12 protein-coding genes, 1 other RNA gene and 1 pseudogene are annotated in these 13,652 nt (G+C 70.3%); 3 read left to right on the forward strand and 11 right to left on the reverse strand.

The features are described 5' to 3' along the window. The first annotated feature begins 38 nt into the window (after positions 1-38). Positions 39-1,289: an MFS transporter gene (locus ACFYQ5_RS23290; protein WP_389200012.1), complete on the forward strand. Its 1,251-nt coding sequence runs from the start codon at positions 39-41 to the stop codon at positions 1,287-1,289. Here the strand turns inward: ACFYQ5_RS23290 and ACFYQ5_RS23295 are convergent. Both ACFYQ5_RS23295 and ACFYQ5_RS23300 read right to left on the reverse strand, forming a co-directional pair. Continuing rightward, positions 1,273-2,256, reverse strand: coding sequence for a MarR family transcriptional regulator (locus tag ACFYQ5_RS23295; RefSeq protein ID WP_389200013.1), 984 nt, complete (start codon positions 2,254-2,256; stop codon positions 1,273-1,275). The two genes, ACFYQ5_RS23290 and ACFYQ5_RS23295, sit on opposite strands and share 17 nt — an antisense overlap. A 440-nt stretch (positions 2,257-2,696) precedes the next feature. After that, the gene (locus tag ACFYQ5_RS23300; protein ID WP_389200091.1) at positions 2,697-3,116 is read right to left on the reverse strand and encodes a TrmO family methyltransferase; all 420 of its coding nucleotides are present in this window, start codon (positions 3,114-3,116) and stop codon (positions 2,697-2,699) included. On the opposite strand from ACFYQ5_RS23300, the pseudogene ACFYQ5_RS23305 reads away from it, so the two are divergent. Beyond that, positions 3,033-3,545, forward strand: a pseudogene (locus ACFYQ5_RS23305) (ATP-grasp ribosomal peptide maturase); the annotation flags it as partial. The gene ACFYQ5_RS23300 and the pseudogene ACFYQ5_RS23305 overlap by 84 nt on opposite strands. Before the next feature lie 199 nt (positions 3,546-3,744). Here ACFYQ5_RS23305 and ssrA read toward each other — a convergent pair. The 5 genes from ssrA to ftsE all read right to left on the reverse strand — a co-directional run bounded on the left by ssrA (position 3,745) and on the right by ftsE (position 7,673). Beyond that, positions 3,745-4,132, reverse strand: a transfer-messenger RNA (tmRNA) gene (gene ssrA, locus ACFYQ5_RS23310). Between the two features lie 132 nt (positions 4,133-4,264). After that, positions 4,265-4,753 carry an SsrA-binding protein SmpB gene (gene smpB, locus ACFYQ5_RS23315; RefSeq protein WP_389200015.1) on the reverse strand — a complete coding sequence of 163 codons (489 nt, stop codon included), beginning with the start codon at positions 4,751-4,753 and terminating at the stop codon, positions 4,265-4,267. A gap of 18 nt (positions 4,754-4,771) precedes the next feature. Further along, positions 4,772-5,959 (reverse strand): S41 family peptidase, encoded by a 1,188-nt coding sequence (locus ACFYQ5_RS23320; RefSeq protein WP_389200017.1) that lies wholly within the window; start codon positions 5,957-5,959, stop codon positions 4,772-4,774. A gap of 68 nt (positions 5,960-6,027) precedes the next feature. Further along, positions 6,028-6,948: a permease-like cell division protein FtsX gene (ftsX, locus tag ACFYQ5_RS23325; RefSeq protein WP_389200019.1), complete on the reverse strand. Its 921-nt coding sequence runs from the start codon at positions 6,946-6,948 to the stop codon at positions 6,028-6,030. 35 nt (positions 6,949-6,983) lie between these two features. Further along, on the reverse strand, positions 6,984-7,673 hold the full coding sequence (gene ftsE, locus ACFYQ5_RS23330; protein WP_031100680.1) for a cell division ATP-binding protein FtsE: 690 nt from the start codon (positions 7,671-7,673) through the stop codon (positions 6,984-6,986). 259 nt (positions 7,674-7,932) lie between these two features. Between ftsE and ACFYQ5_RS23335 the strand changes: the two genes are divergently transcribed. Continuing rightward, the gene (locus ACFYQ5_RS23335; protein ID WP_033299438.1) at positions 7,933-8,124 is read left to right on the forward strand and encodes a hypothetical protein; all 192 of its coding nucleotides are present in this window, start codon (positions 7,933-7,935) and stop codon (positions 8,122-8,124) included. A gap of 135 nt (positions 8,125-8,259) precedes the next feature. On the opposite strand, the gene ACFYQ5_RS23340 is transcribed toward ACFYQ5_RS23335, so the two are convergent. The 4 genes from ACFYQ5_RS23340 to ACFYQ5_RS23355 all read right to left on the reverse strand — a co-directional run bounded on the left by ACFYQ5_RS23340 (position 8,260) and on the right by ACFYQ5_RS23355 (position 13,569). Continuing rightward, complete coding sequence (locus tag ACFYQ5_RS23340) at positions 8,260-9,000, reverse strand: LPXTG cell wall anchor domain-containing protein (RefSeq protein WP_389200020.1); 741 nt, start codon at positions 8,998-9,000, stop codon at positions 8,260-8,262. Between the two features lie 358 nt (positions 9,001-9,358). Beyond that, positions 9,359-10,465: a peptide chain release factor 2 gene (gene prfB / locus ACFYQ5_RS23345; protein ID WP_389200022.1), complete on the reverse strand. Its 1,107-nt coding sequence runs from the start codon at positions 10,463-10,465 to the stop codon at positions 9,359-9,361. A 69-nt stretch (positions 10,466-10,534) separates the two neighbouring features. Further along, positions 10,535-11,773 (reverse strand): serine/threonine-protein kinase, encoded by a 1,239-nt coding sequence (locus tag ACFYQ5_RS23350; RefSeq protein ID WP_389200024.1) that lies wholly within the window; start codon positions 11,771-11,773, stop codon positions 10,535-10,537. Positions 11,774-11,919: 146 nt separating this feature from the next. After that, positions 11,920-13,569, reverse strand: a complete 1,650-nt coding sequence (locus ACFYQ5_RS23355; RefSeq protein WP_389200025.1) for a serine/threonine-protein kinase — start codon at positions 13,567-13,569, stop codon at positions 11,920-11,922. Positions 13,570-13,652: the final 83 nt, after the last annotated feature.

Genomic DNA, 13,652 nt, shown 5'->3' on the forward strand with positions numbered 1-13,652 from the left:
TGTTGGACGCCACCGGCCAAGGATCCGAGGGTGGACGCGTGCCCCAGGAAACCGCCACCACTCCCCTGCCGCGTTCGGGTTCGCACCTTCCGGGTTCGTACCTTCCGGGTTCGTACCGGCGACTGCTCGCCACCCCCGGGGCGCGCGCCTTCACCGCGGGCAATCTCCTCGCCCGGCTGCCCATGGGCATGTTCAGCGTCAGCGCCGTCATCATGATCGCCGGTGCGCACGGTTCGTACGCCCTCGCGGGTGCCGTCACCGCGACCGGTCTGGCCGCGACGGCCGTGGTCGCCCCCTGGACCGCACGGCTCGTCGACCGCCACGGTCAGGCCAGGATCGCGGTGCCCGCGACGGCGATCGCGGTGCTCGGCTCCCTGGCCCTGGTGCTCTGCGTGCACTACGACGCTCCGCCCTGGACGCTCTTCGTCGCGTACGCCGCGACGGCCACCACCCCGAACACCGGCGGGATGTCACGGGCCCGCTGGGCCCATCTGCACCGGGGTGACCCGGCGGCCCTGCACACCGCGAACTCCTTCGAACAGGCCGCCGACGAACTGTGCTTCATGCTCGGCCCGGTCCTCGCCGCGTCCCTGTGCGGAGCTCTGTTCCCCGAAGCCGGCACGCTCACCGGCGCGGTCCTGCTCATGACCGGCGTCCTGATCTTCGCCGCCCAGCGCGCGACGGAGCCTCCGGTGGCGCCGCGTACACCTGCGGCCTCACCCCTGCGCACCCCGGGTGTACCCGCGCTGCTGATCGTCTTCCTGGCCACGGGGGCGGTGTTCGGGTCGATGGAGGTCGTCTCCATCGCCCACGCGGGAGGCGCGATCCTGGCTCTCCAGGCAGCCGGTTCGTGCGTGGCGGGCCTGGTCTACGGCTCGCTGCGTCCCGCCGCCGACGTGCACCGCAGACTGCTGCTCTGCCTGGCCTGCATGACGGCCCTGATGTCGCTGCCCCTGCTGGCCGCGACCACGACCGACTCGCTGCCGGTACTGGCCGGGTGCCTGCTGCTGGCGGGAGGGGCCACGGCCCCCACCATGGTCACCGGCATGACACTGATCCAGCGGCTCACCCCGGCGGCGCAGATCAACGAGGGCATGACGCTCGCCGTCACGGCGCTCCTGGGCGGCATAGCAGCGGGTTCGGCGGCGGGCGGCCGGCTGGTGGAGCACGCCGGGACGGTCGCCGGGTACGGGGCGCCGCTGTGCGCGGCGGCACTGGCTCTGGCCATCGCCACGGCGGCGCACCTGGTGCGGCCCCGGTCGGTTCCTCCGGTCAGGGTGCAGTCATGAGATTGCGGAGGCTGCCGACCAGGGCGTGTACGTCACGCTCGGCGGGCACCTCCACGGGAGTGTCCGGGGCGGGCGCGCGGCAGGGGCGGCAGAGGCCGTCCGGGAGCGCTTCGGGCGGCCCGGGTACGCCGCATTCGGTGCACTCCATCAGGACGCGGCGAACAGGGGCGTCCAGCCCGGCCGTTGTCGGCGCCTCCGGCAGCCGGGCCGGGATCTTGTCGGTGAGCCGACGGCGTACGAGGCCGATGGGCGAGCCGACCTGGGCGGGGAGCCCGGCGGTGAGGGCCCGGGTGAGGTAGTCGGTGTTCACGCCCCGGTCCAGCCAGGCGGAGGCCAGCCCTTCGAGCGCCGCACAGTCGGCGGCGGACAGGGCCAGTCGCGGGTCCGTGCGGCCGAGCTGGGCGAGAGCGAGGTACGCGGGCGAGGGGGCGGCCGGGCTCATCGCGGCGGCTGTCCGCTGCTCGGGGACGACCGGCGGCGTCGGCGACGCGGGGGCAGGCGGCGGAGGTCCGACCGGCTCGGCTTCGACCGGCTCGGCTTCTTCCGGCTCGGCTTCTTCCGGTGGGGCGGCGGCGGCCCCGGTCCCGGCCCGGGTGAAGGTCTCCCACCACTCGCTGTCGTGCGCGGTGCGGGACCAGAAGGTACGGGTGACCCAGCGGCTCTGACCCCCCTCGCCGACGACCTGGCACCGGACGCGCCGCAGGTGACCGGCGATCCCGAGGGCCCGCAGGGCGCTGCCGACGGCCATCTGACCGTACAGCGGAAGGGACTTGGCGAGCGACTTGACGTCCATGGCGCCGCCGTCGGGCAGCCGGTCGACGTACCCGGCGACATACCGTTCGCGCTCCGGCAGCAGGGCGAAGTCATCCGCGCGGGGAGGGCGTTGGTCCGGGGCGGTGCGCTTGCCGTAGCCGGGGTGGGCGCGGGCGTACGGGGGCGAGGCAGGGCTAAGGTTCTCGGTAGCCACGAGATCGCTTCCTTCGATCTTGGGGTGAGACCCCGGCCGGTGTTGCTAGCACCGCGTCGGGGTCGATTCGTTGAGGGCAACGTAAGCGGGCGTCACGCCGCGCTGCAAGTCGGTCACGATTAGTCATACTTGCTGGCCGTGACGGGTCAGGGAGGTCGGGGAGGTTTTCTCCAACCCCTTCTTCTCCCACCCGGAAACAAGCACCACTCGAACCTCGGAGCCCGCGTCCCGGCCTCCGGATCCCGAAGCTCAAGCGTCGGGCCCGGGCCCCTCCACGTACCCACGAAAGAGTGAGCCGCCCCGTTCCGGCCCTCGAAGCTCAGGCACCGGGACCCGAGCACCGGGGCCCGCAGGGGGACCGTTCGCCGCCTGACGACCGGCGGCGTGCATGCCGGGACTGTACCCAGCCTTGCGGGACCGGGACCTGCAGTGGCGCGGCGTCAGTCCTTGGCGGGTGCGTAGTGGTCACCGAGCATGTCGGTGACCCACGAAGCCTGGCGGACGTCGCCCAGGGGCCCCATCTCCGCGAACCAGGGCTTGATATCCAGGACCGGAGTGCCGTCCACGGCGTCGAGGTCCTCCACGCGCAGGTCCAGGCCCTCCACCCGGATCAGGCGGCACCGGGAGACACCGAGCCAGTTCAGACGCCGCATGTTGCGGTGGCCGAAGATACCGACCTCGGGCCAGTCGGGGTTGTCCCGGGGACGGCGCGTACCGAGGTCGAGGTCGTTCCGGTCGGTGAGGTGGAACCGGAAGACGACTTCCAGGTGCGAGACGCCCTGAACGGTTGCCAGTGGGTGAACCACCCGCAGAAGATCGCCGCTGCCGACTACAAACCCGCCCAACTCGCCGTGGCACACCGGCTGGGGCTGACCGTACCGCCGACCCTGGTGACCAACGACGCGGATGAGGCCCGCCAGTTCATCGAGGCGCACGGTCGGGTGATTCACAGGACGCTGCGCTGGACGCCGTACGAACGCGACGGCGTCCGCGTCACGTCCTGGGCCGAGCCGGTCACCGCCGACGAGGTCGACGACAGCCTCGGTGTGACGCCGCACCTGTTCCAGGCCATGGTGGACAAGGTCGCAGACCTGCGGGTCCTCATCGTCGGGCATCAGGTCTTCGCCGTCCGGATCGACTCCGGACTTCTGGACTGGCGGAAGGACTACTCCGCTCTGTCCTACACCGTGGTGGACTTGGCCGACGGCTTGGAGAGAGCGCTGCTCGCCTACCTGGACCACTTCGACCTCATCTCCGGCTCCTTCGACCTCACCATGGGTCCAGCGGGCGGCGGTCGAAGCCGTACCGCGCGAGCTGTTCCTGAACCCTGGTGTCTTCCTGCCGACCGAGGACGGCCGGTGGCAGCACAGTATGTCCTGACCTCCAGCGGTCACGTGGCCAGGGCGAATTCGCTTCGGACCGCGTCCGCACGACGCGAAAAAGCCTCCGCCCCGCGAGTGAACTCGCGGGGCGGAGGCTTACATGGGGTGGTGGAGATGGCGGGAATCGAACCCGCGTCCAACGGTGCGGAACCAGGGCTTCTCCGAGTGCAGTTCGCTACGCTTTTCTCGGCCCCGGAGGTCACGCGAACAAGCCTCCGACAGGCCCAGCCACTGTTTGATTTCCTTCTAGGCCCCGTGACCGGGCTTAGAAGTTTAGATCCCTAGTTGATGCCAGGATCCGGGTCGGGATCACTCCCGGGCTGACACTCCGCAGAGTCTTCGCTTAGCTGCTAATTAGGCAGCGAGGGCGAAGGCGGAGGAATCGCGCTTGGAATTGGCGATTATTGTTTGCGACATATGGTTTACGAGATCATTGCCGCTTCCTCGACTCGCTTCCCCTGCTTCGACATCCGCTGTCGAAACCGATCATCCCCATGTTGTTTTTTCAAATGCGCGCACCCTCTGTGGGGTGCACGGCCCATCGTACGTGAACAACGCGCGCGGATGCCACCGTATTCCGGCGGCTCCGGGGCACGGGCCCCGGGATCGTCCGGTGCGAGGACCGGCTACGCGCTGCGCTGGCGCCGGCGGGCCGCCGAGATCGCGCGGTTCGTCTCCCGCGTGTCCTGCTTCTCGCGCAGCGTCTGTCGCTTGTCGTACTCCTTCTTGCCCTTGGCGAGCGCGATCTCGACCTTGACGCGGCTGTCCTTGAAGTACAGCGCGAGCGGCACGATCGTGTGACCCGACTCCTGCGACTTGGCCAGGAGCTTGTCGATCTCGGCCCGGTGCAGGAGCAGCTTGCGCTTGCGCTTGGCCGAGTGGTTGGTCCAGGTGCCCTGGACGTACTCGGGGACGTGGATGTTGTGCAGCCACGCCTCTCCGTTGTCGATCTGGACGAAGCCGTCGACCAGCGACGCCCTGCCCATCCGCAGCGACTTGACCTCCGTACCCATCAGTACGAGACCGCACTCATAGGTGTCGAGGACGTGGTAGTCGTGCCGCGCCTTCTTGTTCTGCGCAATCATCTTGCGCCCGGTGTCTTTTTCCTTGGCCATAGTGCGGCCATTTTCGCACTACGACCCACCCCCGAGGCCACTCAATACCGTCCGGCCCCGCTCCTGGGCCTCAGGACCGGCCCCCACGTCCGGTGTGATGCCGGTTCCCTCGACGCTGCGGCCCGCCGGAGTGCGGTAGTGCCCGACGGTCAGCTCGGCCACCGAGCCGCCCGGGAGCTTGCTGGGCATCTGCACGGATCCCTTGCCGAAGGTGCGCGACCCTACGGTCACGGCCCTTCCACGGTCCTGCAGCGCTCCGGTCAGCAGTTCGGCGGCGCTCATCGTGCCGCCGTCGACCAGGACGACCACGGGCCGGCCGGTGTCCCCGCCGGGCTCGGCGTACAGGGCGCGCTCCTCACCGTGCACGTCGTACGTGGCGACGAGCCCGCCGTCCAGGAAAGCGGAGGAAGCGATGACCGCCTCGGTGACCAGACCGCCCGCGTTGGCCCGGAGGTCCAGAAGGATCCCGGCGTCCCCGGGCGCCTCGTTCACGGCGTCACGGACCGCGGTGCCCGCGCCCTTGGTGAACGCGGAGACCTTGATCAGCACGGCGGCGGAAGAACCGGTACCGAGGTGCCGGACGCTCACCGGATCCGTGCTGAGCCGGGCCCTGCGCAGGGTCGTGGTCCAGGCGTGCGTGCCGCGCCTCAGCCCGAGGACGACGGAGGAGCCCTCCGCCGCCTTCGTCCGGTCCCCGCGCAGCAGCGCGACCACTTCGGCGACGGGGCGCTTCCCGACCGTACGGCCGTCCACGGTGCGCAGCAGGTCGCCCTTGCGTACACCTGCCCGGTCCGCCGGGCCGCCGGGCTCGACCCCGGTCACGGCGACCTCGCCGCGCGCCGAGCGGCGGGCGGAGATCCCCACCCCGGTGTAGGAGCCGTCGAGGGCCTGCTCGAACTCCTCGTACTCCCGCTCGTCGTACACCGCGCCCCAGCGGTCCCCGCTGCGGCTGACGACGTCCTCGGCGGCGTCCGTGCCGGACTTCCCGTCGGCCTCCGCGTCGGCGACCGCTTCCGCGATCTCCTCACGGTCCACGGAGCCCACGCTGGAGGACACCGCACGGGTCTTTATCCTCGTGCCGGCGTCGTCCTCACGGGGCAGGGACCCGGTGGCCGCGGCGGTGGCCAGCACGCTCGCGAACACCAACGTCAGGGCCGCCCCGCGGCAGACACCGCGGGGTTTCACATGGTACGTAAGGCCCGGCATGGGGCCGAGTGTAGGACAACGCCCCGTCCGCACACGGCTCGTTGGCCGCGTGCGGAACGGGGCGATCGTCACACCTTGAGGTACTTGCGCAACGCGAAGAGAGCGGCAACGGCGGGCATCAGCAAGCCGATCGCGAGGACCAGCGGCAGCTTCGTGAGCACCGCCTCCCAGCCGATGAAGTCGATCAGGTTCAGCTTCTCCTGGAGCGCGAGACCGCCGTCGATCAGGAAATACCTCGCGGCGATCAGGATCACGCAGGCGAGCAGTCCACCGATCAGACCGGCGAACGCGGCCTCCATGATGAACGGCATCTGGATGTAGAAGCCCGAAGCCCCCACCAGCCGCATGATGCCCGTCTCCCGTCTCCGGCTGAACGCCGAGACGCGGACGGTGTTCACGATGAGCATCAGCGCAATGACCAGCATCAGCCCCATCAGGAAGATCGCGGCCACGTTCATGCCGTTCATCAGCCCGAAGAGGTTGTCGAGGATGCTCCGCTGGTCCTGGACCGACTGCACCCCGTCACGGCCCGCGAAGGCCGTCGCGACCACCTTGTACTTCGTCGGGTCCTTCAGCTTGACCCTGTACGACTCCTGCATCTGGTCCGGCGTGATGTTGCCGGCCATCGGCGAGTCGCCGAACTGCTCCTGGTAGTGCTTGTACGCCTGGTCGACCGTCTCGAAGAGGACCGGCTTCTCGACGGCCTCCATCTTCTCGAGATCGGCCTTGATCTCCTTCTTCTGCTCCGCCGTGACGGCGCCCTTGGCGCACTTGGGCACGTCCTTGGCGTCGTTCTTGTTGCAGAGGAAGATCGAGACGTTGACCTTGTCGTACCAGTAGGTCTTCATCGAGCTGACCTGCTCGCGCATCAACAGCGCACCGCCGAACAGGGCGAGCGAGAGGGCGACGGAGATCACGACCGCGAAGGTCATCGTGAGGTTCCGACGAAGACCGACGCCGATCTCCGACAGGACGAACTGGGCGCGCATGGCGTCCTTTCAGTACTCGATGCTCGTGCTGAGGCTCAGTGCTGGTAGCCGTAGACGCCGCGCGCCTGGTCACGTACGAGACGGCCCTGCTCGAGCTCGATGACGCGCTTGCGCATCTGGTCGACGATGTTCTGGTCGTGGGTCGCCATGATCACAGTGGTGCCGGTCCGGTTGATCCGGTCCAGCAGCTTCATGATGCCCACGGAGGTCTGCGGGTCGAGGTTGCCGGTCGGCTCGTCCGCGATCAGCAGCATGGGGCGGTTGACGAACGCCCGCGCGATCGCGACACGTTGCTGCTCACCACCGGAGAGCTGCCCGGGCATCCGGTCCTCCTTGCCCCCGAGACCCACGAGGTCGAGAACCTGCGGCACGGCCTTGCGGATCTCGCCGCGCGGCTTGCCGATGACCTCCTGCGCGAAGGCCACGTTCTCGGCGACGGTCTTGTTGGGGAGGAGCCGGAAGTCCTGGAAGACCGTGCCCAGCTGGCGGCGCATCTGCGGCACCTTCCAGTTGGACAGCCGCGCGAGGTCCTTGCCGAGCACGTGGACCATGCCCTGACTGGCGCGCTCCTCCCGGAGGATGAGCCGCATGAAGGTGGACTTGCCGGAGCCGGAGGAGCCCACCAGGAAGACGAACTCGCCCTTCTCGATGTCGAGTGAGACGTCCCGGAGAGCGGGACGGCTCTGCTTCGGGTAGGTCTTGGAGACGTTGTCGAATCGGATCACGGATGCACCACGGTCGGCCGGGGGTAGGTGAGCGTGACCATACGCGAACCAGGTGAGCGCGTGCAGTCGGCGCCCGGCAATGAGGGATTTGTGACGGAAAGCGGCATGGAACGAAACGGGGCGTGCCGGACCTCACCCGGCGGACCGCGCCGAAAGGCCCGCGAGCTGGCACAGTGGTAGGGGGAACGGTCGCGTTTCCCGGAGCGTTGTGCGGAGAGAACGCGAAAGCGGCTCCCGCCGCGCGGGAGGAGGAATGCGCATGACCTATGACCGACTGGTGTGCGCGAACTGCGCGGCACCCGTGAACGAGGGCCGCTGCCGTGTCTGCCGGGCGAGCCGGGAGCGGATGCAGGACCAGGGACCGTTCGCGGGGCTCAATCCGGCGATGCTGATAGCGCTGATGGTGATCCTGGTGGCCGCTCTGGCACTGCTGGCGCACCAGGCCGTCTGAGCCGGAGACCGAGGACCTCCGCCGTCCGGCGGGCTTCAGACGTGCGCGTACGGCCGCAGGAGCGGTTCCGGTACGCGAAAGGGCCCGGGAAGGCCTGTCGGCTCTCCCGGGCCCTTCAGTGTGCGCTGACGGGCGTCAGGCGGCCGTGCGGCCGCCGCCGGCCAGACGCGGCAGGATGCGGAAGCCGATGCCACCGGCGATCATCGTCGCGGCACCGATCAGCAGGAACGTGGTCTCGGCCGCACCGGTCTCGGCGAGCTCGTCCTTGCCCTTGCCCTGCTCGACCGGCTGGTTGCCGACGCTGTCGGTGTCGGTGTTGTCACCGGCGTCCGGGTAGGACGGGTCCGCCGGGACCGCCGGGACCGAGGGGTCACTCGGGTCGGCCGGCTCCGACGGGTCGGCCGGCTCCGACGGGTCCGTGGGCTCCGTGGGCTCCGTCGGGTCCGTGGGCTCCGTCGGGTCCGTCGGGTCGGTCGGGTCCGTGGGATCTGTCGGGTCCGTGGGATCCGTCGGGTCCGTGGGATCCGTCGGGTCCGTGGGATCCGTCGGGTCCGTCGGGTCCGTCGGGTCCGTCGGGTCCGTCGGGTCCGTCGGGTCCGTGGGGTCCGTCGGGTCCGTCGGGTCCGTGGGATCCGTCGGGTCTCCCCCACCCGGGTTGGTCGGGTCCTCCCCGCCCGGGTTGGTCGGGTCCTCCGGCTCGTCGTCGCCGAGGCCCAAGTCGACGTTGACGTCGGCGCTGACCCCGCTCTCGTCGACCCCGAGGCCGAGGCCGATGCCCGCCGCCTGGGCCGCACCCGCGGCCGTGAGCGAGGCACCCGCGGCAATAACCGCACCAGCGGCTATCCGCGCGACGCGGATTCGCGTCTTCTTGGTCATCTGTTGCTACCCCCAGTAGCTGATCTCGTCGATGGAGCAGCCCTATGCGGTCCACGGCCCTGCGGGGTCACTCGTTCTGCAGGGCCACGCCGTACCGTGGTCATCCCGCCCGCCCCCGATCACACCTGTCCCAGACATAAGCGTGCTGCCCTAGCACCCTGTCCAGAGATAAGGACTACGTCAAGGCCGTTCCAGGGGCATTAGGGCCGCTATGGGGGAACTTGACGGCTATTCGGAATCACGACTGTGACTCATTCGCCACACGTTCCTCCCCACTCCCCTGCGCCCCCGGCGTGGTGAAAACGCGAACGGGCCCGGACAGGAAGCCTGTCCGGGCCCGACGGCCTTTCGGCTGCCGTTACTTCTCGCTCTGCTTGCGCCAGCGGATTCCGGCCTCGATGAAGCCGTCGATCTCTCCGTTGAAGACCGCTTCCGGGTTGCCGATCTCGAACTCCGTACGCAGGTCCTTGACCATCTGGTACGGGTGGATGACGTACGAACGCATCTGGTTGCCCCAGGAGTTGCCGCCGTCGCCCTTGAGCGCGTTCATCTTCGCCTGTTCCTCCTGGCGGCGGCGCTCGAGGAGCTTCGCCTGGAGGACGTTCATCGCGGACGCCTTGTTCTGGATCTGCGAGCGCTCGTTCTGGCAGGAGACGACGATGCCGGTGGGCAGGTGGGTCAGGCGCACCGCGGAGTCCGTGGTGTTGACGCCCTGGCCGCCGGGGCCCGAGGAACGGTACACGTCGACGCGGAGCTCGGACTCGTCGATCTCGACGTGGTCCGTCTGCTCGACCACGGGCAGCACCTCGACACCCGCGAAGGACGTCTGGCGGCGGCCCTGGTTGTCGAACGGCGAGATCCGGACGAGCCGGTGGGTGCCCTGCTCGACGGAGAGCGTGCCGTAGGCGTACGGCACCTCCACCGCGAAGGTGGTCGACTTGATGCCGGCCTCTTCGGCGTACGCCGTCTCGTAGACCTCGGTCTTGTAGTTGTGCCGCTCAGCCCAGCGGAGGTACATGCGCTGGAGCTTCTCGGCGAAGTCGGCGGCGTCGACGCCACCGGCCTCGGCCCGGATCGTGACCAGGGCCTCGCGCGCGTCGTACTCGCCGGAGAGGAGGGTGCGGACCTCCATCTCGTCCAGGGCCTTCCGGACGGACTCCAGCTCGGTCTCCGCCTCCGCGCGTGCGTCGGCGTCACCCTCGTCCTCGGCGAGCTCGAAGAGGACCTCGAGGTCGTCGATGCGGCCGCGCAGGGCCTCGGTCTTGCGGACCTCGGCCTGGAGGTGCGAAAGCTTGCTGGTGATCTTCTGCGCCGCCTCCGGGTCGTCCCAGAGGGACGGCGCCGCCGCCTGCTCCTCGAGCGCGGCGATGTCGGCCCTCAGCGAATCCAGGTCCAGGACGGCCTCGATCGACCCCATGGTCGAGGAGAGGGACTTCAGCTCTTCGGAAATATCGACGACTGCCACGGGTCCAGCGTAACGGCTGGACGAGTGAACCTGGCCCTCCCCCGGATTCCGGGCCTTCCCGGGCGTCCCTCAGGGGGCCGTGGGCGCCGAATTCCGGGTGTCCTCGGGAGAGGCGCCCGAGTCGTCGCCGCCCATGGCGAGCCAGCCGCCCACCCCTATCGCCGCGCACAGGGCCACCGCGGCCACGCCCAGGGTGATCCGGCGCTTACGGACCGCCGCCGACCTGTTCCGGGCCGAGCCGGGACGCGGCCGGCCGGGGGCACGCGGGGCGCGGGCCGTGCCGAGAGGGCCTCCGGAGAGTTCGTCGGGGGCAGGGACGCGCATGCTCGTATGGGTGTCCCGGTTGGAGTCCGGGGAGGAGCCGGGCACCAGCGGGACCGCGCCTCGGCGGCGGGGCTCCTCGGGGGCCTGGGTCTGCTGCTCGTCGTACGTCTGCGGTTCGGCCTCCTCACTGTCCGGCTCGTCGACGTCGAGCGGGGGTATCCCGGACAGGAGCGGGAGCAGCTCCCGCAGCCGGGTCGCGAGCTCCGAGGCGCGCAGCCGGGAGGCCGGGGCCTTGGCCAGGCACTGGACCAGGAGCTGCCAGAGCTCCTCGGGGATGCCCGGTAGCGGAACGACCCTCTCGGTCACATGGCGGCGCAGGACGGCCCCGGGGTGGCCGCCGCCGAAGGGGGTGAAGCCGGCGAGAAGCTCGTAGAGCACGGTCGCGAGGGCGTAGATGTCCACGGCGGCGCGCGGCGGGAGGCCCTCGACGATCTCGGGGGCCAGGTAGTCCGGCGTACCGATGATCTTGGTGGCCTTGGTGCGGCGCGGGGTGTCGATCAGCTTGGCGACACCGAAGTCGGTGAGCAGCGCCGGGTGCGAACCGCCGGGGCCGAGCGGACCCTCCATGTCGAGCAGGATGTTCTCCGGCTTGACGTCGCGGTGGATCACTCCGGCGCGGTGCGCGGCGGCGAGGCCGTCGGCGACGTCCGCGATGATCGCCGCGGCGGCCTCGGGCGCGAGGCGGCGCTCCCGGTCCAGCCGGGTCCGCAGATCGGTACCCCGCACGAGATCCATCACCAGTGCCAGGTCGGTGCCGTCCACCACGAGGTCGCGAACGGCGACGACGTGCGGATGACCGAGCCCGAGCAGCGCGGTGCGTTCCCGTACGAAACGGCCCACGAGCTCCTGGTCGGACGCGAGGTCCTCGCGGAGCAGCTTGATGGCGACCGGGCCCTCGGGCCCCTCGCCGAGCCACACCGTGCCGGCGCTGCCGCGCCCCAGGATCTGGTGGGCGGTGTACCGGCTGCCGATATTCCGTGCCAAGACTGCTCCCTCAGCGGCTGGCGTTGACCCCCGGTCGACAAAGTTACGCGGCGAACGGGGTGTTGCGTGCCCTGGATGACGCCAACCTTCACTTCTGCGGGCGAATTGGGCCCGCAGAAGTCGACAAAGACGCAGAATACCGAGGGTTACTGGCCGGTCGTGCCGCCGGAACTGTCTCCGCCGATCTCCTGGAACCAGTCGGTGACGTTACTGATGCCGTCCCCTATGGCGTCCCAGAAGCTCTTGCCCTGGGCGATCCAGTCCTGAAGCGGCGTCAGCTCCCAGATGAGCCAGGCGGCGACGATCAGCAGCACCACCGAGAACAGGCACCCCTTGAGGCAGCCGAGACCGGGGATGCGCATCGGGTTGGCGCTGCGCTGCCTCGGCTGGCGCGGGGCCGGCGGCTGGGGTGCGGGCTGCTGGGGCGCCGGCTGCTGCGGGGGTGCGTACTGCTGACGCTGGGGCTGCTGCGGGGGCCGCTGCTGCTGGGGCTGTTGCTGCTGCTGGTAGCGCTGCGGCTGCTGCTGGTACTGCGGGGCGTGCTGCGGCTGCCGCTGGGGCTGCTGGCCCTGCGGCGGCTGCTGGCGCTGGGGGCGGCGGCGCAGCGGGTCCTGGTTCGGGTCGAGGTACTGGACCTGCGTCTGCTCGTTGCGGTCCCGGGCGGCCCGGAGCTGGGACTGCCACGGGTGCGGCTCGTCGGGCTGCGGAGGGCCGTCGGGGCGGGGCGGTACGGGCGGCATCATCGCGGTGGGGTCGGCCCCGCCGCCCCCGCCCGGAGTCTGCTGCATCACGCTGGTCGGGGCCGCCGGGTCGTACGAGCCCGCGGTGCTCGGCAGCACCTGGGTCCGGTCGCCCTCCCCCGGGGCCTCCGGGACGGCTGCGGGCGCCGGGTCGGGGGCGAGCAGGGCGCCCACACCCTCGGCCGCCGCGATCTGCGCGGAGTTCGCGTGCACGCCGATGCCCGCGCCGACGGTGCGCAGCGCGCGGGCGAGGTTCACGGCGCTGGGCCGCTGGTCCGGGTCCTTGCGCAGGCAGCGCTCCATGACCGTCCACAGCGGCTCGGGGACGTTGCCGGGGCGCCGTGGCTCCTCGCTGAGGTGCTGGTGCAGCACCTCCAGCGCGGTGCCCCCGCCGAACGGCGGACGGCCGGTGACCAGCTCGTACAGCAGGATGCCCGCGCCGTAGATGTCCACGGCGGAGGTCTGCGGACGGCCCTCGGCGGACTCGGGCGCCACGTAGGCGGGCGTGCCGACGAACTCATGGGTCCGGGTCAGCCCCGGGGAGTCCGCGAGGCGCGCGATGCCGAAGTCGGTGAGCATCGGGTGCATCTCGCCGTCGCGCTCGTCGAGCAGGACGTTGGCGGGCTTCAGGTCGCGGTGGACGACACCGTCGGCGTGGCTCGCTGCCAGCGCGTCCGCGATCTGGGCGGTGAGCAGCGCGGCGGCGACCGGGGTGAGCGGACCGTTCTCGCGCAGGTAACGGTGCAGGTCGGGGCCGTCGATCAGATCCATCACCAGGGCGAGGAGATCGCCCTCGACGACGAGGTCCCGGGTGCGCACGATGTTCGCGTGGGTGAGCCGCAGCAGCACGGAGCGCTCGCGCAGGAACCGCATCACGACATCCGCGTCGTTGGCGAGCTCCTCCTTGAGCACCTTGATCGCAACGGTCTCGCCGGGCTGCCCGGCGACGGCCGCCTCGGCGCCCGCGGTCTCCCGCTGGCGGGCTCGCCAGACGGTGCCCGTGGCGCCGCGTCCGAGCGGCTCCTCGAGCAGGTACTTGCTGCCTACCGGCCGCACGTCATGCGCTCCCTGCTGATCGTTGTGCTTCGCGGTCCCCCCGGGCCCGCCCGGATGTTCCGGCCCACTCTAGTGCCGCCGTA

Source organism: Streptomyces sp. NPDC005794, from assembly GCF_042871445.1.
Lineage (GTDB): Bacteria > Actinomycetota > Actinomycetes > Streptomycetales > Streptomycetaceae > Streptomyces.